This window comes from Aliinostoc sp. HNIBRCY26 (assembly GCF_050235535.1).
GTDB lineage: Bacteria > Cyanobacteriota > Cyanobacteriia > Cyanobacteriales > Nostocaceae > Trichormus.
The window spans coordinates 4,943,743-4,966,782 of record NZ_CP189852.1; the positions used below are offsets into that span (position 1 = coordinate 4,943,743).

At 41.1% G+C, this 23,040-nt stretch carries 16 protein-coding genes and 2 tRNA genes; 6 read left to right on the forward strand and 12 right to left on the reverse strand.

All coding sequences use genetic code 11. The annotated features are described in order from the left end of the window. Window positions 1-5 precede the first annotated feature (5 nt). Window positions 6-887 carry a sugar phosphate nucleotidyltransferase gene (locus ACQFX9_RS20990; RefSeq protein ID WP_427158211.1) on the forward strand — a complete coding sequence of 294 codons (882 nt, stop codon included), beginning with the start codon at window positions 6-8 and terminating at the stop codon, window positions 885-887. A 198-nt stretch (window positions 888-1,085) separates the two neighbouring features. Here ACQFX9_RS20990 and miaB read toward each other — a convergent pair whose 3' ends face one another. The 10 genes from miaB to ACQFX9_RS21040 all read right to left on the reverse strand — a co-directional run bounded on the left by miaB (window position 1,086) and on the right by ACQFX9_RS21040 (window position 12,329). After that, window positions 1,086-2,450, reverse strand: a complete 1,365-nt coding sequence (miaB, locus tag ACQFX9_RS20995) for a tRNA (N6-isopentenyl adenosine(37)-C2)-methylthiotransferase MiaB (protein WP_427158213.1) — start codon at window positions 2,448-2,450, stop codon at window positions 1,086-1,088. A gap of 154 nt (window positions 2,451-2,604) precedes the next feature. Then, entirely contained in the window at window positions 2,605-3,024 is a 420-nt protein-coding gene (locus ACQFX9_RS21000) for a YidH family protein (protein WP_427158214.1), read from the reverse strand. Between the two features lie 186 nt (window positions 3,025-3,210). Next, window positions 3,211-3,885: a cadmium resistance transporter gene (locus tag ACQFX9_RS21005; RefSeq protein ID WP_427158216.1), complete on the reverse strand. Its 675-nt coding sequence runs from the start codon at window positions 3,883-3,885 to the stop codon at window positions 3,211-3,213. Window positions 3,886-4,449: 564 nt separating this feature from the next. Continuing rightward, the gene (locus ACQFX9_RS21010; protein WP_427158217.1) at window positions 4,450-5,193 is read right to left on the reverse strand and encodes a TspO/MBR family protein; all 744 of its coding nucleotides are present in this window, start codon (window positions 5,191-5,193) and stop codon (window positions 4,450-4,452) included. 71 nt (window positions 5,194-5,264) lie between these two features. Further along, a tRNA-Thr gene (locus ACQFX9_RS21015) sits at window positions 5,265-5,336 on the reverse strand. A gap of 60 nt (window positions 5,337-5,396) precedes the next feature. Then, window positions 5,397-5,479, reverse strand: a tRNA-Tyr gene (locus ACQFX9_RS21020). Window positions 5,480-5,738: 259 nt separating this feature from the next. Continuing rightward, window positions 5,739-7,559, reverse strand: a complete 1,821-nt coding sequence (locus ACQFX9_RS21025) for an ABC transporter ATP-binding protein (protein WP_427158219.1) — start codon at window positions 7,557-7,559, stop codon at window positions 5,739-5,741. Window positions 7,560-7,815: 256 nt separating this feature from the next. Then, entirely contained in the window at window positions 7,816-8,595 is a 780-nt protein-coding gene (locus tag ACQFX9_RS21030) for a DUF6816 family protein (protein ID WP_427158220.1), read from the reverse strand. A 165-nt stretch (window positions 8,596-8,760) separates the two neighbouring features. Continuing rightward, window positions 8,761-10,008: a GTPase family protein gene (locus ACQFX9_RS21035; RefSeq protein ID WP_427158222.1), complete on the reverse strand. Its 1,248-nt coding sequence runs from the start codon at window positions 10,006-10,008 to the stop codon at window positions 8,761-8,763. Window positions 10,009-10,073: 65 nt separating this feature from the next. Then, the gene (locus tag ACQFX9_RS21040; RefSeq protein ID WP_427158224.1) at window positions 10,074-12,329 is read right to left on the reverse strand and encodes a CHAT domain-containing protein; all 2,256 of its coding nucleotides are present in this window, start codon (window positions 12,327-12,329) and stop codon (window positions 10,074-10,076) included. Window positions 12,330-12,590: 261 nt separating this feature from the next. Between ACQFX9_RS21040 and ACQFX9_RS21045 the strand changes: the two genes are divergently transcribed. Beyond that, on the forward strand, window positions 12,591-13,211 hold the full coding sequence (locus ACQFX9_RS21045) for a hypothetical protein (protein WP_427158226.1): 621 nt from the start codon (window positions 12,591-12,593) through the stop codon (window positions 13,209-13,211). A gap of 61 nt (window positions 13,212-13,272) precedes the next feature. On the opposite strand, the gene ACQFX9_RS21050 is transcribed toward ACQFX9_RS21045, so the two are convergent. Beyond that, window positions 13,273-15,915, reverse strand: coding sequence for a DUF3536 domain-containing protein (locus ACQFX9_RS21050; RefSeq protein WP_427158227.1), 2,643 nt, complete (start codon window positions 15,913-15,915; stop codon window positions 13,273-13,275). Between the two features lie 603 nt (window positions 15,916-16,518). Between ACQFX9_RS21050 and ACQFX9_RS21055 the strand changes: the two genes are divergently transcribed. Next, on the forward strand, window positions 16,519-18,822 hold the full coding sequence (locus ACQFX9_RS21055) for a cation:proton antiporter (RefSeq protein ID WP_427158228.1): 2,304 nt from the start codon (window positions 16,519-16,521) through the stop codon (window positions 18,820-18,822). Between the two features lie 84 nt (window positions 18,823-18,906). Here ACQFX9_RS21055 and ACQFX9_RS21060 read toward each other — a convergent pair whose 3' ends face one another. After that, on the reverse strand, window positions 18,907-19,131 hold the full coding sequence (locus tag ACQFX9_RS21060; protein ID WP_427158230.1) for an Hfq-related RNA-binding protein: 225 nt from the start codon (window positions 19,129-19,131) through the stop codon (window positions 18,907-18,909). A gap of 136 nt (window positions 19,132-19,267) precedes the next feature. Between ACQFX9_RS21060 and dapF the strand changes: the two genes are divergently transcribed. The 3 genes from dapF (at window position 19,268) to ACQFX9_RS21075 (ending at window position 23,035) form a co-directional block, all read left to right on the forward strand. After that, window positions 19,268-20,107, forward strand: a complete 840-nt coding sequence (dapF, locus tag ACQFX9_RS21065; protein WP_427158232.1) for a diaminopimelate epimerase — start codon at window positions 19,268-19,270, stop codon at window positions 20,105-20,107. A 498-nt stretch (window positions 20,108-20,605) separates the two neighbouring features. Next, window positions 20,606-21,853 carry a calcium-binding protein gene (locus ACQFX9_RS21070; RefSeq protein WP_427158233.1) on the forward strand — a complete coding sequence of 416 codons (1,248 nt, stop codon included), beginning with the start codon at window positions 20,606-20,608 and terminating at the stop codon, window positions 21,851-21,853. Window positions 21,854-22,132: 279 nt separating this feature from the next. Beyond that, on the forward strand, window positions 22,133-23,035 hold the full coding sequence (locus tag ACQFX9_RS21075; protein WP_427158235.1) for a cation diffusion facilitator family transporter: 903 nt from the start codon (window positions 22,133-22,135) through the stop codon (window positions 23,033-23,035). Window positions 23,036-23,040 lie beyond the last annotated feature (5 nt).

Genomic DNA, 23,040 nt, shown 5'->3' on the forward strand with positions numbered 1-23,040 from the left:
TTTTTATGAGCATAAATAAAATCAAAAAAGCAGTAATTCCGGCGGCTGGTTTTGGTACTAGATTATTTCCCGCCACCAAAGTTCTCAAGAAAGAACTATTCCCGATTATTGACGAAACAGGGAGAGCAAAACCTGTAATTTTAGCAATTGTGGAAGAAGCCATTAGCGCAGGTATTACAGAAGTAGGTATTGTTGTCCAACCTGACGATGTAGAGATTTTCGCCGATTTATTTCACAATCCACCCACACCAGAACTTTGGCAAAAACTCTCACCATCCAATCAAGAATATAGTCAATATCTGCAAGAATTAGGTCAGAAAGTTGTTCTATTAACTCAACAACAACAAGAAGGGTATGGTCACGCAGTATTCTGTGCTAAAGAATGGGTACAAAATGAGCCATTTTTAGTAATGTTGGGTGATCATGTCTATAAATCTGACATTGATAAATCTTGTGCGCGACAACTTATTGAAATTTATCAAAAAGTTAATCAAAGTGTAGTGAGCTTAACTACCATGTCGGCTGAAATTATCGATAAAGCTGGATGTGTAGCAGGAGTATGGCAAGAGTTCAACTCACTATTAACAATCACACAACTAGCAGAAAAGCCAAATATTGATTATGCACACCAAAATTTAAGAGTAGAAGGTATGGCAGAAGATGAATTTTTATGTGTGTTTGGTTTATACATATTGACACCGAAAATTTTTGATTTTTTGGCACAAAGCATTGAGGAAAATAGCCGCTATCGTGGTGAGTTTCAGTTAACAACTTGTTTGGATAAATTATGTCAAGCTGAAGGGATGACAGGTTATGTCATACAAGGTAAGTGTTTTGATACAGGTTTACCAGACACCTATCGCCAAACCTTAATTGATTTTAGGTGAGATAAAAACTAACCCTAGCTAAAATTGGGTTTGTTGAGAGATAAATTATGGTGCGATCGCTTTAAATAAAATCTTGGCGTTAACATTCGTGAGAAACAAGATCCCCGACTTCTTCGAGAAGTCGGGGATCTGGACACTGCGAGTTTTCGCAAATCAGATATGACTGCTACAGTGAATTTTAGTGTGGTGTCAATTCCTTTAAACCTGCACAGCTTGACGCACTTCTATGGGTTCACCAGTCAAGCTAAAGGCGCGAACTTCGGTGATTTTTACTTTCACCAATTGCCCTTTTAACTCATTAATATCGCCTGTAAAGAAAGTGAGACGATTACCGCGTGTGCGTCCCATGACTTGGGTTTGGTCTTTGGGGTTTTGGTCTTCTACTAACACTTCTTCGATGCGTCCCATGTAACGTTGCGATCGCTCGGCTGCTTTCACGTTCACTAAATGGTTTAATCTTTGTAGGCGATCGCTTTTGACTTCTTCACTCAGTTGATTTTCCCACAATGCCGCAGGTGTACCAGGACGAGGAGAATAAGCAGCAGTATTTAATTGGTCAAAGCCGATATCATCTACTAATTTCAAGGTATTCTCAAACTGTGCTTCCGTCTCTCCAGGGAAACCCACAATGGCATCAGCACTAATAGACGCATCTGGCATATATTGACGAATGGTGTCAATAATCCGGCGGTATTTCTCGTGAGTGTAACCCCGCGCCATTGCTTTTAATAATTCGTTATCCCCAGACTGGAAGGGAATATGGAAGTGTTCGCAGACTTTGGGCAATTCTGCACAAGCTTTAATTAATCTCTCAGTAAAATAACGGGGGTGGCTTGTAGCAAATCTAATTCTTTCCACTCCTGGCACATCATGGACGTAATACAGTAAATCTGTAAAGGTGTGCAGGTGTCTTCCTTCTGGTGTGACACCTGGTAAATCTCGTCCGTAAGCGTCAATATTTTGACCGAGTAAGGTAATTTCTTTGTAACCCTGTTTTCCTAGTTGTTCCATTTCAGCGCGGATGGCTGCCGGTGTGCGGGACTGTTCTACACCACGCACATTAGGAACTACGCAATAAGTGCAGCGTTCATTACAGCCGTAAATCACATTTACCCAAGCTGTGACAGTGCTATCCCGTCGCGCTTGGGTGATATCTTCCATAATGTGGACTGCTTCTGTCGCCACAATTTGATTACCAGCAAAGACCGACTCTAGTAAATCTTTGAGGCGGTTGGCGTGTTGTGGCCCCATGACTAAATCTAATTCTGGGACACGCCGCAGCAGTGCTTCGCCTTCTTGTTGGGCGACACAACCAGCCACGACTAAAGTTAAATCGGGTTGGTCGTGTTTGCGCTTGGCTTGTCTACCAAGGTAAGAATAAACTTTTTGTTCGGCATTATCCCGAATCGTGCAGGTATTGTAGAGAATGACATCTGCATTGTTGGGATCTTCGGAAAACTCAAAACCCATGTCTTCTAATATGCCAGCCATGCGTTCTGAGTCGGCTTTATTCATTTGGCAACCGAAGGTAGTAATGTGATAGCGGCGGTTAGAAGTGGTCATGGGTAATTGCTGAGTTAGCTAAATGTTAAATATACTTTGTGTTCTTCTCTATTGTATTAGAGTACAAGAAATACAACAGCATTGGGAAAGTGATGTCTGGCAATAAATCACTTTTTTAGAATCACTTTTGCTAACTAGTTCAAGTTTTAACGGATTACTCTAAAACGTAAGTCTCTAAGTTCTCTAGGGGTATGGTAAAGACGTAATAAATTACTCCTGCACCCAGCAATGTGACAGCGAGACTAGCCAGGAATATCCATCTGTCTGGGGGTTGATAGGTTTCTTGGTCAATATCTTCACGGACTGCAAAATAATGCTGAGTCGAAAGTAGCACTGTTAATACACCCACTACTGCAAAGGCTAACCCTAACTTCCAACCATTACCGGGGGGTAGGGGTGCGAGGGGTGGACGCAGAATTCGCAGGCGCACAATTAGAACACCAAAACCCATGAGTGCAATTCCACTCCGCATCCATGCTAGGTAAGTGCGTTCATTCGCTAAGTGATCACGTATTCTGTCTGATCTATATTTCGGCTTGGGTTTTTCTAACTGATAATCGGTCTCTGTTTTCATAAATCCACAATTCTTGACAAGCTCAGAAAAAATCTCATTGCTTGCTTAATCTACACTACATCGATAGTGATATGATACTATGTAATGAATAATTTGCATAAATATTACGTTTCTTGGCTCCGAATTCGAAATTATTACCCAGAAATAACTAGCTAGTTGTAAATTTAAATTTCCATGTTTTGACCTTTAATTGAAAAGCATTGTTAAGTTAGGAAAAAGTTGATAAGTACCACTTTTGATGATAATAGATAATCCTAAGTAGATTAATACAAAAGGAAAGAATCTCCGACCGTAGCGAGTGAGAACAGGAGTCATCAAGGGATTACGAGTCAAATTGTAAGAAAGCAAGCACCAAAGACCGACAGTAAGATAACAAACGCACAAAATTACAGTTAAGCTGGGGAGACTACTACTAGCAAATAAAGGGACATAAATACCGATGTTATTGCCTCCATTGGCAATAGTTACAGCAGAAACACGGTAGGTTTTCGGGTCTTTGAGAGTTGCTAATAATGATTTTTTGTGGCGTTGAGGTTTACCAGAATTACCAAAGTCAACTGATACAGACTGTAGGCTATCTTCCCCATGATCTCGATTTAACAAATGACTAATACCAATTATAATTGGCAGAATACCTAACAATCCAATCCAGGCTTCTGGAAGCACTAATCCACCGAAAAATCCTGGTAGACTAGCAAATACTAAGGCGGTAAAACCGACAAATTCCCCAAGAATAATGTGCTGAGGACGAAAATGATGATTGACTTTGCCAAAGAAAGCTGTCAAGTACAAATTATCATCAAAAGTAGTGGCAAAAGCCGCCGAGATTCCAATAATTAATGTTCCAAGTAGCCAACTCATAATCTTTGTTCACAATAATTTAGCAAAATCTCTTGAGAAGAAAATGGAGCTATTCACCATGAATCAAAAACTTGATTTCTTCTGTAAAGGTTGAGCTTGTTTGTTGATGAACTCAATATTATGGTTGAAATATTAATCAGAGCAAATATTCTTTTTTTTTAAATTGATAAATTTAATTTATGGAAATCCGATTTGATTCCTGAAACCATTTGTGTAGAAAGGGAAAATCCCAGTTTTTATTTAGCAGCTAGAGAATAAATGTCATTGCGATCGCGTAGCGTGGGGTGTCGCAGACAAGCGATCGCTTCACTCTACTTCGTTACCTAACCTTCGGTAAGGCTAACACCTACGCAATGACATTAAAACAAGTGGGATGCTCCCGATTTGTATATTCTGGAACAACTAGGGACTTCCAGATAAAAAAATATCCAAACTGTAGGGTGCGTCAGTGCAAGAAAACCTAACTATACCAAGAGGTTATTCATACTGACGCACCCTAATAAGCTGTTTATTTGAGATGATGAATTTTTTGGTGTTCCCCTATAGCTAATGTGAAAGCAGTTCCTATTTGTTTAGCTTTAAAGGATACAACGGCTCAGATCCGTTTAGCTGCCAAATTCTCAATACCAAGACAGCTGCTACAGTTAGCCAAACACAAGAAAATGATAAGGTGATTCCCGCTAGGGGATTAGTTTGCCAATAAATTGCTGTGACAACTAAAGCAGATAACCAAGGCCCTAAAATCACTACAGGAACAGCAGCACCTAATCTTTTTTCTACAGTAAATATCGTATTCCAAGTATCACCTAAAGCTAGATGTACAACAAACAAGATAAAAGGTAATACTAGAAGATGGTGATTTAGTTGCTGCCAAACCAATATAGAAGAAATTACCCGCAAAACAGCAATAATCATCCACACTATGGGAAATACTAAAGGCGGTGGAGACCATCTTGGTCTGATCACTTGATCATATGTCTGACGAGAACGGGTGTTATCTAAAATAGAAAAGATGCGTGAACGAAGACTTAATAAAGCAAAAAATAATCCAGCCAATAAAGTGCTAACCCAACTAGGAAAAGAAGAACTATTGTCAATCAAGATGATGAGTTTTTCCATCCCCAGTAATGCCAGAATCATCACTCCGATTTGGAGGAAAGTTCCTAGCTTATAAACTAAAACAGCTTTAATATCTAGTTCTTGTGTCGTGCTTGATGTGTTGAGAGACTGCTGTGGATTGCTAGCTTTCACACCCATGACCGTGTTCACAAACTTTTCCAGTATGCTGCTATTATTGGATTGGTTCATAAATATGGCTTGCTGACTAGGTGAAGAGGAAATAACAGCACAAGGAAGACTGATAGCTAAGGATTTTCAAAAGCCCGTGACGAGGATTGAACTCGTGACCTCACCCTTACCAAGGGTGTGCTCTACCACTGAGCCACACGGGCGAACTTTGGGTGAATTTCAGATTTTGAATTTACGTGAAATTCAAAATCTAAAATTGAAGGTGGGCCGGGCTGGATTTGAACCAGCGTAGGCGTAAACCAACGGATTTACAGTCCGTCTCCATTAACCACTCGGACACCGACCCGTATGTCCCACGATTTACAATAATAGCAGCAGTTTTTGGGAATGGCAAGGGGTTGGGAAAAAATTTTTTAGTTCGTAGTCAGGACTTTAGTCCTGATTGACTGAAGAGGCAGGGGGGCAGGGAGCAGGGGGCAGGGGAGAAAAATACTGAAATTACCCTGCAAAAAGGGTTTCAAGCCCCTAAATTTATTTATGGGGTTTCCCCCTGCCCTTTTCCTCTTCTGTGACTTTCAGCACTAAAGTGCTTACTACAAACCTTTCTACTCTAGAAGTTCTCCGGTTTCTTGCAGAGAATGTAAGCGGCGGTAAATCCCTTCATGATGCAAGAGTTCCTCATGACTACCAACCTCGACAATCTTTCCTTGGTCTAGAACCACAATCTTGTCTGCGTCTCGGACTGTACTCAAACGGTGAGCAATGACAATTGTCGTACAAGTACCCTGAATAGTTCGCATTGCCAGTTGAATGGAACGTTCAGACTCATAATCTAGACTAGAGGTGGCCTCGTCAAAAATCAGGACATCGGGTTGTACTAATAAGGCTCTCGCAATACCTAAACGCTGTCTTTGTCCACCAGATAGCCTGACTCCACGTTCCCCGACGACGGTGTAATAACCTTGGGGTAGTTGCTGTAATACTTCGTCAACTCTGGCGATTCTACAGGCTTCTTGAACTTCTGCAAAAGTTGCGTTCGGTCTACCGTAGGTGAGATTTTCCAAGACAGTTCCGTTAAACACGTCTACTTCTTGGTGAACGATCGCCAATCTACGTCTATACTGTCCTACATTCAAGGTGTGGATATCTTGACCATCAATCAGAATTTGACCCTGTTGGGGTTCAAAATAGCGCAATAGTAGTTTTACCAAGGTAGATTTACCAGAACCAGAACGTCCCACTAGAGCGACTGTTTGGTATGGTTCAATGAGTAAGTTGATATCTTGCAACACTTGACGGCTAGCATCATAACTAAAACCGACGTGAGCAAATTCCACTTTACCAGTGAATTTATAAGGTGATATCGTTTCATTTTCTGCACCTAAAATTCCCACTGATTCATTACCAATTGGTTCTTGTAGGAATTCATGAAACCGCAACATCGAAGAATAACGCCGTGCAAAAACTTCTGCTAGGTTGCTAATAGGTTCTAACTCAGCATAAGCCATACTAGACAGAGTTAAAGTCATAATAAAATGACCGATGGAAACTCTGCCGGCAACTGTTGCTGCTAGAGTCAAACCTAAAATACTAAATACACAAAACTGAATTACAGCTTTTTGCCAAGTAATGAGATTGACATATCCTTTGTGAATACGATAATCGACTACTTTCAGTTCCCGTTCTAGGCGTTGTTTTTGTCTTTTTAATTCTTTGTTTTCAGTAGCGAAAGCTTTCACTGTTTTGATATTAGTAATCAACTCAGAAGTCCGGCTTTCAGTGTCTTCCATGTATTTATCTAATTTACTTTCATGCCAAATGATCCTTTGCAATTGTTTGAGACTAAAGCCCAGGATGACGACAAAAGAAATTAGATATAACAGTGCAATTCGCCACTCAATCAGCAAGATAACTACAAAAATTCCTATTAACCGAAATAGCTTAGGAATCAACTGTCCGGCGATTTCAGGGTATGTCCAAGTGTGGTTAGAAATTCCTCTAGCAACTCTACCAGCTATCCGTCCTGGGTTATTTTCATCATAAAATTCTAGAGGAAGGGTGAGAATTTTCTCGATAGCTAATTTGCTTTTATCGCGACGCGCTCTTAAAGGGATGTCCCAATGAAACCAACTAGTTAACCACGGTTGTGTCGGTGCTTTGACTACAGTTACAATGAAAATTATCCCTAGCAAAACACTCAAGGATAGAGTGTTATTGACTGGGTAATTAGTAATGTCAGCAAAGAATGCGATCGCCTCTGCCAATGGTTGATCCAGTGGTTGATTAGACAAGACATTTAAAATCTGCCCAATTCCATAGGGGACAACTAAATCCACAAGTTCGTAAATACTAGACGCTGCAATACTGAAAATACTCAGCTTCCAGTCAGCACTAAAGTAATTGATAATATCTCTAAATTTAGCCATGATGCACACTGCCCAAGAGTGCGAGTGTTCGCTTGGAGATATCATATTACATAAGTAATACAAGCGTAGTCAAGAGCTAATTTCATAAATCACCCGAATGGGTGAGAGATTGTAGAGATTTGGGTAATTAGGTATTGACGCTGGCTAATTTTTTGACAAATTATTGATGATAAGGTGTGACTGATATGGTAATACAAGTCTATGGTAAATTGGGAATAGACAAGAGATCGCCATCATTAATCAACAAATTCATCTGTTATTTCTGTGGGTAAAATTCTAGACGATAGCGATACAAAGCTACAGGTTGAGAGCCTGCTTTAAAATAATCTGGATCTTGAGAGGAAAGATATACAGCAGTTACCTGATCTGCTTCAATAGCTGGGTTTTGGGTAGAAAGTTGATGATATGCTGTAGTAGATTCAACTGAATTTAAATAAGGTCGAGAACCACCTTTAAATAATTGTTGAAATACTTCTGTAGTAATAAATTTACCATCTGCTGTAGTTTCCGTGGCGCGTGCAGTCACAATCGAAACTAGTTGACGTTCTGAATTTAAAAATGTAATTTGACGATTAGGGGAATCAGGATCAACTTTGACAGCTAATACTGCCGCATCTCCTAAATAAGCCCTAGCTAAATTTAAGCTATTAAATGCTCTATCTGCTACTATATTTTGTGAGTTATTATTAGTTTGAAGCAGAGATTTTAAGCCAGAATCTATTTTATTGGCTGGGATAAACCGGACTAAAAAATTTATAGGTCGGTTAAGTTGTTCACGATTGCCTTCAAATCCAGGCGTAACAATATCTGGTGCTAGAGGTGCAGCTAAATCTACCAATGTGCTTTTTACTTCCCACGTTCCCGCCATCCATTGTGGATAAATTAAATCTCCGTTTGCTGTTTTTACGGAAGTTAATTTTTCCCACTGGGGAAAGTTCGCCAAGCGTTCAGATAGTTCACCTGCTACAGCGTGACTAGTCCATCCCCACAGACAGGAAAAGATTAAACAGATAGTCAAGATTAGTTTTTTAGTCATTAGTCAATAGTCAATGGTCATTAGTCATTAGTCAATAGTCAATAGTCAATAGTCAATAGTCAATAGTCAATAGTCATTAGTCATTAGTCATTAGTCATTAGTCAGCACTCATTACTCATTACTCATTACTCATTACTCATTACTCAGCACTCAGCACTCAGCACTCTAATTCTTAATTCCCTTAAACCGTTCCTTGGCTTTTTCAAATGCTTCTTGCATGACTGTTTGAATTTTTTGGGGATCGGGTTTATTTCCACCCATTAAATCACCAAAGTAGACACAGGCTGTCTCTCCTAATGACCAAGTGTAAGCAGCTGCCCAAGATGCTGCGATCGCACTGCCCAAACCTGGTACAAATTTAACTAATTCCCTACCTATGGCCTGGGCTAAAAAACCACCTGCGATCGCACTTACAATACCACCTGCTTGGGATGGTGACAAGTTTTGACCGTAGAGTTTGCCTAATAGTGTCACCATTGATACTTGCAATGCTGTCAATACAGGCATGGTAGCAAAGGGTAAGGGTACAGCCGCTACAGTCGCCGCCATGAGGGCAAATGATAAGGTGTAACGTCTACCCACATCTCGGTAAATATTCCCCAGTTTCTCAGTTGCTTGCTTATCTAGTAGCTGATAAATAGCCTGTGCTTCGGCTTCAGGGAGTAATTCCGCTAAAGTATCGCGGAGGGCTTCCAAACCGTAGAATACAGGATTATAGCCATCTTCTTCTAAAGTAAAGTCAATTAGTACCGAGCGATCGCACAATCCCTCAAAGGCTTCTTGCATGGCTGCAAAAGCCCGATTTACTTCCTCATAATCTGGGGGATAAACTGGATGATCAGCAATACTAGGCGGATAGACTTCATGTAAACAAGTAACTGCTAGTAAACAGGGAATTTCTGGGTATTTTTGCCGTAAATTTTGAGCAATTTGGCGGAGGGTGTCAGTTGCAAAGTCATTAATTTTCACTGTCAAAATTAAGACTCTGGCGCGTTTAGTCTCCTGTTGCAAGTCTCCCACTAACTCTTGGATAATTGCCTGAGTTTCTTGGTTAATATCACCCAGTCCTACTGTATCGGTAAAAACTAACAGTGGTAGTTCGCTGGAAGGATAAGCATAACGTTGAGTGTGCTGTGTGTGGGGACGATATCCCTGTCCCACAATTTCCGCCGAAACTCCGGTTAGTCCCCGCACAATGGAACTTTTACCAGCTTGCGGCTTACCAATTAACAACGCTTCTGTAGTTGGTAGTTCTTGGCGGACTTGCTCTAAAATTTCTGTAATTTCGCTTTCACTGACCTTAAACCACTGCGTTATCGTCTTTGCAGCTTGGTCTACGGGTAGGCGTTGCATTAAACCTGTTGTCTTATTCCAGACTTCGGTCAGGCGATTTTTCCAAGAGTTTGGTTTCATAGTCGTTACTACTTCTTGATATACTCCCCTATATCAATGCTACGTTGTACAGACATCTAGATAACTTACCAAGGGCTACCAATAACACTAAATGCTGCCCAATAATAGGGATGAGAAGTATCGTTATTTAAATAGGGGACTAATTCAGACGGAACGGAAACATTTCCTTCAGGAAAGATAAATTCATTTCCTTCTAAGTGAATTTGTTTTTTTAGCATAGCAATTTGAGCTTGTCTTAGTGCTTCAGCTTTTAGATGATTATGGCGTAATTGATTATAAAACTCTGTCATTAAGGCGAATGTCCCAGCATCAGAAACATACCAAAGACTCGCTACGGCTGATTTTACACCACTTTTAACCGCTAAACCTGCAAAACCTAACTCTGCTTTTTCATCTCCGACTGCTGAACGACAAGCACTTAATACCAACAATTCCACAGGTGGATTATTAAATCCTAACTGTTCTATTTGAGATAACGGTAATTTAGAATCATACAACTGAATATAAGCTTGTTGATTATTTTCCTCATTTTTACTAGGGAAATAAGCATGAGTAGCTAGATGAATAATGGGATAGGGTTTAATTTGGCGTTGTTTTTTAATATTGTTCAGAGTAAAATCTCTATTAATAAAATATCGACCTTTAATTTTCTTGGTGATAGTCGATAATTCTATTGGTACAGCACGTAATTCTGTTTGTTCTTGTTCTGGTGTAAAAGTTTCTGCACCCATTGCTAAGACTTCGGGATTTTTGATCCCTACATATTCAGTATTTGTCAAACTGAAGCTGGGAATTAATGCTATGCTATATTTTTCAATGAGAAACTGTTGACCATCATGTAAAGCTGCTAAAGGAATCGACCTTAAGCCATCATCCATCACAAACATTAAATTATTAATGCCTTGTTTTTGTAGTTCTGATTCATTAGGCGCAATTAGTAATTTATAAAGGGCTTGCGAACTAACGAGATAATTTTGATTATTGGGATTAGTGACTGCCGATCTAAATTGATTAACAATTGCCATAACTTGTTTTCTAGTTGCACCGTCTACAACTTGATAACCAAGTAACCCTTCATCTGTCACCACACCTATAGACAGCACATCGTTATCTTGAATGACACGTAAACTACCCGATGGGTTGATAGCACTGGAGTTGACAAAGTTGATATAAATCAATGCTGATTTTACGCCAATATCTTGATGAATTTTTTGGAAACTAATTTTAATATCTTCTGTGGTTTTGAATCTTCTTTTGGCAATGCCTAATAAAGAAGTAAAACCTTGAGTATTGATTTGCTCTATTCTATTGATGGCTTGGTGTTTTGCCATCAAAGGAAGATTATTAATGCTACTTGATGTAACAGATAATACTGTAAATTTATCTGTTGCTGTCCTCGGCTTTTCAGGAGGTTGATGGTTATTTTCACTGTTGACTTTTCCATCTCTCAATCTCACAGCATTGATGATGAATTGCTGCTGATTATTGAGCAGATTTTCATTTGTATCTGTCCCTGTCAATAGTTTTGGTAAAGCGTTAATATCAATAACTGACTGAGCCGCATCTGCGGGGATTTCTAAACTTAATAAATTTCCTGCTTGAGAAATGCGAATAAATTGTTTTCCTGGTAATGTAGCAATTATGATATTGCCGTTTTTCGCTGTTAAGCTACCATTGCTGTTAACACTTCCTGCCAATAAATTCAAGTTCTGTTCTACAGTTAAATTACCCAAATTAATAATACTTCCTGCTTGATTAGTATCAAATCTGAAATAAGTAGGTTGACCGATTAAATTAGGATAGTTGTTAGCAGAAAATACATGAAACCAATCATTGCCAATACTGACACTATTAGCTGTAGTGGCAGTAAAGGATGACGGCACATTTAAACTAGAGTTAGAACCAAAAATAATGCCCGCCGGGTTAAGTAAATATAAATTAGAGTTACCACCGGTAACTTGAATTAAACCATTAATTGCAGAAGCATCTCCACCTACTACCCGCCCTAAAATGTTTTGAATGTTGGAATTAGAGAGAAAATTAGCGATTTGATTTTCATCTAAACCAAATCTTTGGAAACTATGAAATAGGTTTTGACCATCACTTGAAAGTGTACCGCCACTAATATTAATTTGGTTTTGATTTTGGTTAACTACGGTGTTAGTTCCGTCTGCGGCTGGAATGATGGGTTGGGCAATAGCTTGATAGTTACTATTTATACTAAAAATTAATAATTGCGTGATGCCTGTGGCGGTTGAAGCCAAAACACTTCTTACAAGCTTTAATCGTGATTTTACGGTATTTGGATCGTGAACTTTCATAATTACCTCACTAACTGGTAATGAAGATTTCTATGATACTCACGACTTCCGTAAAAAGCACAGCGATCGCTCAACGTCTAGTATAGATATTATCCCTAATTGTGATAAGTAGTATTGTTTAGCAATTCTGGAATGGGCTATAAATTGGGCTTTTAATCCAAAATCAAACCTATGTAGCTATTTGTAAAGAAAATAAACAGCATTTTATCTAAGCAATTACCCGTATAATGAGGAGTTATAAATATATTAAGATAAAAAATCTTGAATGTAACTCTTAAATCAGCAGGAGTTGCTGCAATACTTTTATGGCTGCTGCGTATTGCTACAGCCTTAACACTGGTTTCCACAATATTAAAGCTAATTGATTACACAACACCAACGTTTCCTCTACAGAATTTATGGAATTTATTTTTCATAATTTCGTTCTGCATCAGTTTAGCAATAAGTATTCTGTCACTAGTGTGGATTTATCGTCTACACGAAGACTTACACCAGTGCTATGAAGATTACCCGATTAGTAGCTGGAATGCTTTATGGAGTTTTATTTTTATCATTTTCATCTGGAAAACCTTGATGACGATCGCAAATCATTTTCAAGCGGAAAGTCTTCATTTGCAAAGATATGGACTCCACCTCTATAGCCTGGTTCCTGTGATGTACGGTATTTTCATTACATATTATTTGCTTAGACAAGTAATATACCAATATGACTATACAGGCAGAGTAGTTGCCTTCAATAACATCCCAGGATTTCTACTCCTAATATTCATTGTCGGCAAAGAAATTTTAGCAATTGGTGGTGTAATTGTCATGCTGACTATCACCCAAACCATTGTAGATGCTATGCAGCTAAAAGTTAGACAAATCAATCATAGAATATGAAGACTAAACGCCGGATTTGTAATTGCTACAAATCCGGCATTTTAGCTACATGGAATTTAATTTAAAATCCCAATTGACTGAGAATATTACTCACATCAACCCTTAGCTTTTGACCCAACTTGAGTAAATTCTGACATTGGGTGTTGTCTTCTTGATTAGTCAAACAAAAAGGGATAATTTGACTTTGCAGACAGTTAAAGTATAGTTCTTGGGACTGATGTAACGAAATACCAATATTTAATTGATAAGCTACATCAATCAGTCTTTCTAGACATTGGATGTCTGTCGCAAAACTACCGTTGCTATCGTGTAGTAATCTCCACAGTAAGCGCAAAATCAACTGTTCTAGAATCTGCTTACCTTCAGGAATATTTAATCGACAACGCAGATGTTTAGTTTCAGTGGCGATCGCTTCTAATTCTAATATGTGATTCCACACTAACACCGGCTCAGTCACATCTTGCTCTAGCGATCGCAATGTGGTCATACAGCGATATCCTAAAGCCATTTCAGCTGCTACTTGCAACTCTTGGGGAACGGCTAGTTCATCGCGATGAAACGCCATGATCACGCCATAATTATCTCGATAGGCTTGGGTGTAAAGTTGGTCTAGTCGTGATAAGGTTTCTTGAGATAATAAGCGCATAATCCGGTGGCGTTCCTCTGCAAACAGATTTTGCAAGTTGTAAGCGTCACCATTAAACATCTGTGTCATCACTAAGATTGTTTGCGCTGCACTAGCTTGTTGCAATGCGCTAAATAACTTCTCTCGCAACTGGCTATAGTTCCGCCTTCCGGTAAACATTTGAATACAGCAGTGGAAATCCCAACCACCTAAATGCAGCACAGCAAATACCAGGTTTTCACTTTCCCAGGTAATATCTGACACTAGTTTTAAATGACCCACCGCCAGAGTCAACGCCCCCATACGTTGCAGTTGGTAATCTACCTCATTAACTGTGTAGCAATAAATACGCTTTTGATGATGACCAGGAGCTGATCCCTGACCATTAAAGATGGATGTAATAGCGTAATGGGCAGCTACTTGTTTAAAACTAATTTGGGCAGTCTGCACTAATTGACGATAAACTTCTGCACCATGTTTAAAAGTCTCGACGTTACTGGGTGCAGCACTCAGACGTTTAATGAAGCCTTTTTCTAGCTGTACTCCGGCGACATCTTCCGCCAATTCCAAAGCACGGGCGGCGTAACGGAGAATTTGAGTACCCTCTGGGCGAGACAGTTCTTCAAAAAACCAGCCACAACTTGTGAACATTAATAAAGCGTGACGCTGCATTTCTAATAAACGCAAAGCGTCTACCTGTTCGGCGGCGGTGAGTCTGTGGGTTTGATGGCGGGACAAAAACCGGCTAACATTACTAGCCGAGCGATCGCTAACTACATCAATATACTCATTCCTGGCTAACCAAGGGTCGCGGAAAAATTCTTGTCCATATTCTTCATAAACAGTCACTAATTGATCCCGTAGCCAATTTAAGGCATTTCGCAACGGTCGCCGCCATTTTTGATGCCAAATACCGCCCTCGCCACCGCAACCACAGTCATCTTGCCATCTATCAACACCGTGGGCGCAACTCCACGCCGTCACAGGTTTTAATTCAACTTCCCATGTGGGAGAATTCACACTCAGGTAGTGAGCAAAGTTTGTCACTGTCCAACCATGTTGGGGAAACTCGGTTGTAAAAGCATAGGCTAAGGTTTTTTCCGTACCTTTTTTATGGTGTCCGAAGGTTTCGCCATCTGTAGCCACAGAAATTAACTGTGATTGACGATGATCCCCGCGCACAGCCGCACCAACACGTCCCGCGAAGTGATGGGAATTATAGACAACATCACTAAAGCCCATATCCCGTGAAATTGGGCCGTCGTAGAAGAAAATATCAATATATGGGCATTGCTCATTGGGAATGGGCAGTTGGTCACTGAGATTTTCTGTGCGATCCCCGCGCAAATAGCAACGATAGGGACGGGTAGGATCAATCTGACTACCGCCAACTTCATGCCATTCTGCTTGGGGATCATTTTGAGTGGGGAAGGGGCGACAACGCTGGGCTTGGGACGGTGCAAGGACGATAAATTTAATGCCTTCCGCCACTAAAGCCTTTAAGGTTGCGTAGTCTACGGCGGTTTCAGCTAACCACATTCCTTCGGGATCACGACCAAAGCGGGAACGGAAGTCTGCTTTCCCCCAGCGAATTTGAGTATATTTATCCTGTTCATTCGCCAAGGGCATGATGATGTGATTGTATACTTGCGCGATCGCATTGCCATGACCATTTAATCTTTGACAGCTTTTTGCGTCCGCCTCTAAAATCCGTTGATAAACCTCCACATCATAGCGTTCCAGCCACGACATCAAGGTCGGGCCGATGTTAAAGCTCATATATTCGTAATTATTGACGATCCCCACCACCTCGCCTTGGTCATTTAACACTCTCGCAAAGGCATTAGGACGGTAACATTCCCAGTGAATACGCTCATTCCAATCATGGAAAGGTGCAGCACTAGGTTGTCGTTCAATCGCGTCCAAATAGGGATTTTCCCGTGGTGGCTGGTAAAAATGACCGTGAACCGTCACATACACACCCGTAGCTTGTCTTTGGGGATCACTATGGTGAGTATCGGAAATAGCGAAATGGGATGTTGAGCCAGAACTAACTGGCCTCTCAGCAGCAGAAGTCATGTATATTTATCCTAAAAAAAGACTTACATTCATGCCGGAAACATCGTCCTCAAACTTTTCTACATAAGCTTGAGAGTAAAATCCGGTATATACGAAAACTATGATTACGGGATACAGCTAATTTGCAACGAATTTAATCTTATTATGATCAGAAATCTGCGTTATCGCCAAGCTGTTTACCATATTTCATGAAATTATTTGGCATTGCACAACGCCCCTTATCAGAGTTTCTTGGTTGGCAGAACCAATCAAAAATTTAATTATCTTTTAATTTATTAAACCCCATTTTTGGTGTAAAAGACCAATTTAAAACTGATAGTTTTGCGAAGGAAGATTACGAAATTATTATAAATCGCAACTTTACTTTATTAAGCGTCTCAGGTGTGAGGGTGTAGGGGTGTAGGGGAAGCAGGGGAAGCAGGGGAAGCAGGGGAAGCAGGGGAGGCAGGGGAAGAAAGACCAATGCCCCATGCCCCAGTCCCCAGTCCCCAATTTCATTTTGAATTTTAAATTTTGAATTTTGAATTGCCCTCACCCTCCCCTTAGATAGTTAAAAATTTGTATTCTAAAGTTAATGGGTCTTAATAGTTCTTAGAAAAACTGGTGCAAGAAGATTTTAGATTAATTGTCGATTTAGTCGCAGTTTTAGGCGTTGCCGCCTGTGGCGGTTTATTAGCAGCTATGCTAAAACAACCCGTACTGCTGGGATATCTCATTGGCGGTATGGTTGTGGGGCCGGCTGGGTTGGGGGTGATTAAGGAAGTTGTGCAGGTGGAAACGCTGGCACAATTTGGAGTCGCCTTCCTATTATTCGCCTTGGGTGTGGAGTTTTCCTTTGCTGAACTGAAAAAAGTGAAAGCGATCGCCCTCGGCGGTGGAGGACTCCAAATCGCCTTGACAATTCTGGTAACGGTGGTGGTGTGTGGAGTCACGGGCGCATGGGGAACGCTACCCGCTAAGGGGGTGTTCTTAGGCTCGATTCTCTCCCTATCTTCTACAGCAGTTGTGCTTAAATGCTTGATGGAGCGCAACGAAACCGAAACCCCCCACGGTCAGGTGATGTTGGGGATTTTGGTCGTCCAGGACTTAGCCTTGGGATTAATGCTGGCGGTGTTACCTGCACTCCACGCCCCAGGGGAAGCCATTGGCATTGCGCTGTTAACAGCATTGGTGCGAATTGGTTTATTTGCGGCTGGTGCGGTAGTAGCAGGAATTTGGCTGATCCCGCCCTTGCTGCGCCTTTTAGCCCGTACTGAAAGCCGAGAACTATTCCTGTTAGGAGTCGTGGCTTTGTGCTTGGGTATTGCCCTGCTGACAGAATATTTAGGACTCTCCATTGAAATGGGGGCGTTTGTCGCTGGGTTAATGATTTCTGAGGTAGAGTATGCTGACCAAACTCTCACCTATGTTGAACCACTGCGAGATATTTTCGCGAGTTTGTTTTTCGCTGCCATCGGGATGTTAATCGATCCCGTGTTTTTGTGGAACAATCTGGAATTAATTTTAGGGTTAGTCGCTTTAGTATTCGTCGGTAAATTCTTAATTATCACTCCCTTAGTCAAACTGTTCCGTTACCCATTAAAAACAGCTTTAATTGCTGGGTTTGGGCTAGCGCAAATTGGGGAATTTTCCTTTGTATTAGCCAGTGAAGGACAGGCTTTAGGCTTAGTTTCACGGCGGATATATTTACTCACATTGGGAACTACCGCCGTTACCTTGATGCTGACTCCCTTTGTACTGCGGTTAGTGCCATTTGTATTTAACTTGATGGAATCAATACCTTGGCTGCAACCCTATCTCGATGAAACTCAAGCCAAGGATGTCTCTGAAGAACTACCTTTTGAGGATCATGTGGTAGTTTGCGGTTATGGGCGAGTGGGGCGGAATTTGGTCAAGCTGTTACAGCAGCATAACTTACCTGTGGTGGTAATTGACCAATCAGAAAGCCGCATTCAGCAGCTACGGGAAGCCGGAGTTCCTTACGTCTACGGTAACTGCGTCAGTTTACACGTTTTAGAGACGGCTGGGGTAAATCATGCTAAGGGGATGGCGATCGCCCTTCCTGATCCCATGAGTATCCGTCTATGCTTAAAACGCGCCTTAGAATTACATCCCGAATTAAACTTAGTGGTGCGGGCTACCCAAGATAAAAACATTGAGGTACTGTATCAACTAGGTGCAAAAGAAGTAGTACAGCCAGAATTTGAAGCGAGTTTAGAAATGGCTACCTATCTATTAACCAGCTTCAACTTCCCGTCCTCTGTATTGCAATGGGAAATGCAGCAAATCCGTAATGATCATTACTTAGATTTGCGTCCTGAACGCACAGCTTCCGAAGTTTCCCGCCACCTAGACCAAGTAACCCGCGACCTCAATCGCCGTTGGTATCCCCTACCCGCAGACTCACCCCTGATTGGGATGAGTTTAGAAGAAGCCGATATCCGCTACCTCACAGGGGTCATCCTCATGGCGATTCGCCGCGCTAATGGGGAAGAAATTGATTATCCCAATCAACAAACCAAATTAGAAACAGGCGATCGCTTGTTAGTTGTCGGCGCATCGGAAGAACTAGCAGCATTAGCAGAACTAGCCCAAGGAAAAGTTGCTTTTCCAGGCGAAAACAGTGCTTGTCAGTGGATTACTGTCGATACTCACGCCCCGGTTTTAGGTAAAACCATCGCCGACTTAACTCTACATCTAGAAGCAGGGGTAAAAATCCAATCCATGCGGCGAGACGGCAAATTTATCCGCCTTCCTGATCAAAGCATGGATTTGAAAGCTGACGACCAAGTGCTAATCTGTGGTAGCTTCCAAGGCTTAAGTCAACTACAACCGCTATTTGTCGGTCAATTACCCCTATCTATCCCGATAAAAGCTAGGGACACGCAAGCGGTCAAGGAAGTGTGAGCAGGGGTGTAAGGGTGTAGGGGTGCAGGGGAGAACAATTCTTTAATTTTGAATTTTGAATTTTGAATTTTGAATTGATTAGCCCTATTCCCGATTCCCCGCTTTCAAATAAGCGATCGCTGATTTCCAAATAATAATTTGTTGACTATTTTCATCCACAATACAAACACAGTTGGGGTCTTGCCATAAAATTCTCCCTTTGAGCAAGTCCCCAGTAACTACCTTAAATTCTACTGTTCCCGTATTTTTAATCAGGGTTTGGACTTGGCGAATGCTAGGCAATGAAGTGTCAAAATCAGTTATAGCCATTTTTGGTAATGATGGAATAATTGAGGGACTGGGGACTAGGGACTAGGGACTGGGGACTGGGAAAGAGTGATCCCGATACCCAGTCCCCAGTACCCGATCCCTAATACCTAATCATTGATAGTTCATCATTGGAAAAATGGCAATCGAATTTACTAAGTATCACGGTTTGGGCAACGATTTTATTTTGATTGATAATCGTGCCTCTAAGACTCCTGTGTTGAGTCCTGAGAAAGCTGTTCAATTATGCGATCGCCATTTTGGTATCGGTGCTGATGGTGTAATTTTCGCTTTACCAGGAGAAAAGGATACTGATTACACCATGCGGATTTTTAATTCCGATGGCTCAGAACCGGAAATGTGTGGTAATGGGATTCGCTGTTTAGCTGGATTTATCGCAGATTTAGAAGGAATATCTCGCAATCAAGATACTTACCGCATTCATACTTTAGCTGGCGTAATTACACCCCAACTCATGCCCGATGGTCAAATTAGGGTGGATATGGGTTTACCCCGACTACTAGCCAGTGAAATCCCTACTACCTTAAGTGGGGCTGACGGGAAAGTAATTAACCAACCTCTAGAAGTAGAGGGGAAAAGTTGGGATGTCACCTGTGTGAGTATGGGTAATCCTCACTGTATTACTTTCGTGCCAGATGTAGCGGCGATTCCCTTAGAAACTATCGGGCCAAAGTTTGAACATCACCCAGTTTTCCCCCAACGCACCAACACCGAATTTATTGAAGTCGTGAGCCGTGACTATTTAAAAATGCGTGTTTGGGAAAGAGGTGCAGGAATCACCTTAGCTTGCGGAACTGGGGCTTGTGCTTCCTTGGTGGCTGCTGTGTTAAACGATAAATGCGATCGCGCCGCCACCGTAGAATTACCTGGTGGTCTACTAGAAATCGAATGGTCAGAACTAGACCAACGAGTATACATGACAGGCCCGGCTGAACGAGTCTTCACCGGTAAAGTCTAACTAAATTGTCATTTCTATAAGTAGTAGTGCCAGAGTTATCTGGCAACTACCATTTCATACACCTGGTGAATTTGCTGAAACAACAATGATTTTTCTCACTATCACCAGTGATTTAGAACACTTACGAGTAAAAATTTTTGATTATATTATCTTGTTAATTTCTATAAATACAGCACAAATACATCTAATAACCTACTAATAACGTTAAGTAACCGTATTAATACTTAAATTTACTTAGAGTAAATTTCTATTAGCTGAGTAACCAAATATCTAAAACCTACCTATAAACCAAACTGTGGGCGGACAGTTACTGGCGTGAAGGTTTTTCCTTCTGATTTAGCTACTAGCCAAATTAAACACTAAGCATAGGAAACTTTGTGATATTTCGGCTCTATGCAAATTGGATTTGCTGCTGTTAGCAAATTGTTGTAGGTATTTTTTTATACGTGCTGTATATATCTTGAATTCGTTTCAATACTTGTATTTAGGAAAAATAGTATGGTACTTAAAATAGGCACTGAGCTTAATGATACCCTCTCCGGTAGCAATAGTTCAGATTACCTCCTGGGTTTTGGCGGTGATGACATCCTCAATGGTCTTGGCGGTAATGATTGGTTATTTGGTGGGGATGGTAATGACACCCTCAATGGTGGGGATGGTGATGATATCCTGCTAGGAGAAAATGGTGATGATCATCTCGTTGGTGGTAGAGGTAATGATTCTCTAGATGGCGGGGATGGTAATGACAGATTAGATGGTGGTGATGGTTCTGATCGTTTATTTGGTAGCCTGGGTTCTGATTATTTAATTGGTGGAAAAGGCTCTGATACTGCTGACTATTGGGGGTTCAATCAAGGCGTAACCCTACGCTTTGAATACGACTATACCGGCACATTCCCATCCTTTCAGGCCAACCCAGCTTTACGAGTGGTAAAAGATGGCGGTAGTGGTGCATTACCCATCTCCACACCAGCTACTGCTCCTAAAGACACCTTAGAATCGGTAGAAACTATTATTGGGGCTGTAGATAAAACCAATACCATTAATTTTGCCTACCTGAATCCTGGGGCTAATCGTGGTGTATTTCTGCCAGCCGCTTCGGCTCCAGCCATCCATGTAGATTTAGCTGCTCAAAAACTCACCTACGAGACAACCACCCTCACTGTCACAAACTTTAACAACGTTATCGGCTCTGCTGCAAATGACACCATATTAGGAGATAGCAAAGCCAACGTTTTAGACGGCTTTATCGGTGCTAACGTGCTGAATGGTAGAGATGGTAATGATATCCTCAAAACATTTGAAAATGATATCCTGACGGGTGGTCAAGGTGCAGACCAATTCGTATTACAAGCTAGCTGGAAAACTATAGGTGGTCGTACAGGAGTCAGCTTTCAAAAGATTAACGCCAGTATCATTACAGATTTCAAACATGGAGTAGATAAGTTGGTAGTTAAGAACAGTGGTATTTCTCCTGATTCAATTCCTATTGCACAAGAAACATCTCTGGTATATAGCGGTTTTGCTGGTTATGGTACTTACACTGTACCTAATGGTCAGTTAGCCAGCGATCGCTTCTTAGTATTAGGTACTGGTAGTATTACTTCCAACACATTGTTTGTTTATGACGGTCACACTGGTGATTTGTTCTATCGGGGAGCTTATCCTGGTTTGGGAGAGCAAGTCAAGGTAGTTACTCTCCAAGGCGCACCCACTCTCACAGCCAGCGATATATTAGTGGCTTAGGTCTTATTTATAGTCTTTCTCGTTTGTGTAAGTGACACTCATTGGGATGCAATCTCTTGCGTCCCTGAAAAGATATAGATTCTACTGGATGCGAAATTTTTACATCTCTATTTTTTGCCTATTTTAGTTAAAATTAATCGCAATAAATATAGTTATAAACTGTCAGCTATAGAGATATATAATTCTTACTGCGTAAGACTTTGATACAATTTATAGATGTAAGAAAATCGACATTAGCAGTACACTGATAAGTCATAGAACTTAATGTAAAAAATATCTATGACTTACGATAATCGGGCTGAAGTCAGAAAGGTTTTACTAATTACCCTCGTGCTGAATTTATTTGTGATGGGTTTAAAAGCATTTGTAGGGTATTTAACGGGTTCACTAAGTTTATTAGCTGATGCTTTGCATAGTGTGACCGACAGTGCCAACAATATTTTAGGATTAGTTGCTAGTAAATTTTCCTCTCCCTACCCCGATCGCGAGCATCCCTACGGACATCAAAAGTTTGAAGCTGTGGGTGCTTTAGGAATCGCGGCTTTTTTAGGAATTGCTTGTTTTGAAATTCTCCAAGGTGCAATTGAGCGCATTCTCAAGGGTGGTGAACCTGTCAAAATATCACCCTCAGAACTGTGGTTACTACTCATTGTCTTGGGTGTGAATATCTTTGTGGCGTTTTATGAACGTGGTGTAGGTAAGCGAGTCGGGAGTCAAATTTTAATTGCTGATGCGACTCACACCATGAGCGATGTTTGGGTAACAATCTCTGTCATGGGTGGTTTGATTGGTGTGTGGTTGGGTTATCAATGGCTAGATGTTGTCTTAGCTTTTCCTGTGGCTTTGCTGGTTTTTTGGAGTGGTTGGTCAGTTTTAAAAGAAAATTTACCCTGGTTAGTAGATCAAATTGCGATCGCACCGGAAGCCATCCACACTATCGCTACATCTGTTCCTGGTGTAATTAACTGTCACGATATCGCCTCACGGGGTATTTTAGGCCGCCAAGTCTTTATAGAAATGCACCTAATTGTAGACGCGCCTGATGTGGAAACCGCCCACCGCATCACAGAAGCAGTAGAACGTCAACTAGAAGCACGTTTTAGTCCGGTGCGGATACTAATTCATGTTGAACCACCAGCATACGAATCTGAAAAAATTAGCTTTGATTCAGGAGTCGGCTAAGATTG

Excerpts from the sequence above, each read along its gene's own strand:
- ACQFX9_RS21035 (WP_427158222.1), bottom strand. The coding sequence starts at position 10,008 with ATGAAACCAAACTCTTGGAAAAATCGCCTGACCGAAGTCTGGAATAAG.
- miaB (WP_427158213.1), bottom strand. The coding sequence starts at position 2,450 with ATGACCACTTCTAACCGCCGCTATCACATTACTACCTTCGGTTGCCAA.
- ACQFX9_RS21030 (WP_427158220.1), bottom strand. The coding sequence starts at position 8,595 with ATGACTAAAAAACTAATCTTGACTATCTGTTTAATCTTTTCCTGTCTG.
- ACQFX9_RS21075 (WP_427158235.1), top strand. The coding sequence starts at position 22,133 with ATGACTTACGATAATCGGGCTGAAGTCAGAAAGGTTTTACTAATTACC.
- ACQFX9_RS21050 (WP_427158227.1), bottom strand. The coding sequence starts at position 15,915 with ATGACTTCTGCTGCTGAGAGGCCAGTTAGTTCTGGCTCAACATCCCAT.
- ACQFX9_RS21010 (WP_427158217.1), bottom strand. The coding sequence starts at position 5,193 with ATGAACCAATCCAATAATAGCAGCATACTGGAAAAGTTTGTGAACACG.
- dapF (WP_427158232.1), top strand. The coding sequence starts at position 19,268 with ATGGCAATCGAATTTACTAAGTATCACGGTTTGGGCAACGATTTTATT.
- ACQFX9_RS20990 (WP_427158211.1), top strand. The coding sequence starts at position 6 with ATGAGCATAAATAAAATCAAAAAAGCAGTAATTCCGGCGGCTGGTTTT.
- ACQFX9_RS21060 (WP_427158230.1), bottom strand. The coding sequence starts at position 19,131 with ATGGCTATAACTGATTTTGACACTTCATTGCCTAGCATTCGCCAAGTC.
- ACQFX9_RS21040 (WP_427158224.1), bottom strand. The coding sequence starts at position 12,329 with ATGAAAGTTCACGATCCAAATACCGTAAAATCACGATTAAAGCTTGTA.
- ACQFX9_RS21070 (WP_427158233.1), top strand. The coding sequence starts at position 20,606 with ATGGTACTTAAAATAGGCACTGAGCTTAATGATACCCTCTCCGGTAGC.
- ACQFX9_RS21000 (WP_427158214.1), bottom strand. The coding sequence starts at position 3,024 with ATGAAAACAGAGACCGATTATCAGTTAGAAAAACCCAAGCCGAAATAT.
- ACQFX9_RS21025 (WP_427158219.1), bottom strand. The coding sequence starts at position 7,559 with ATGGCTAAATTTAGAGATATTATCAATTACTTTAGTGCTGACTGGAAG.
- ACQFX9_RS21005 (WP_427158216.1), bottom strand. The coding sequence starts at position 3,885 with ATGAGTTGGCTACTTGGAACATTAATTATTGGAATCTCGGCGGCTTTT.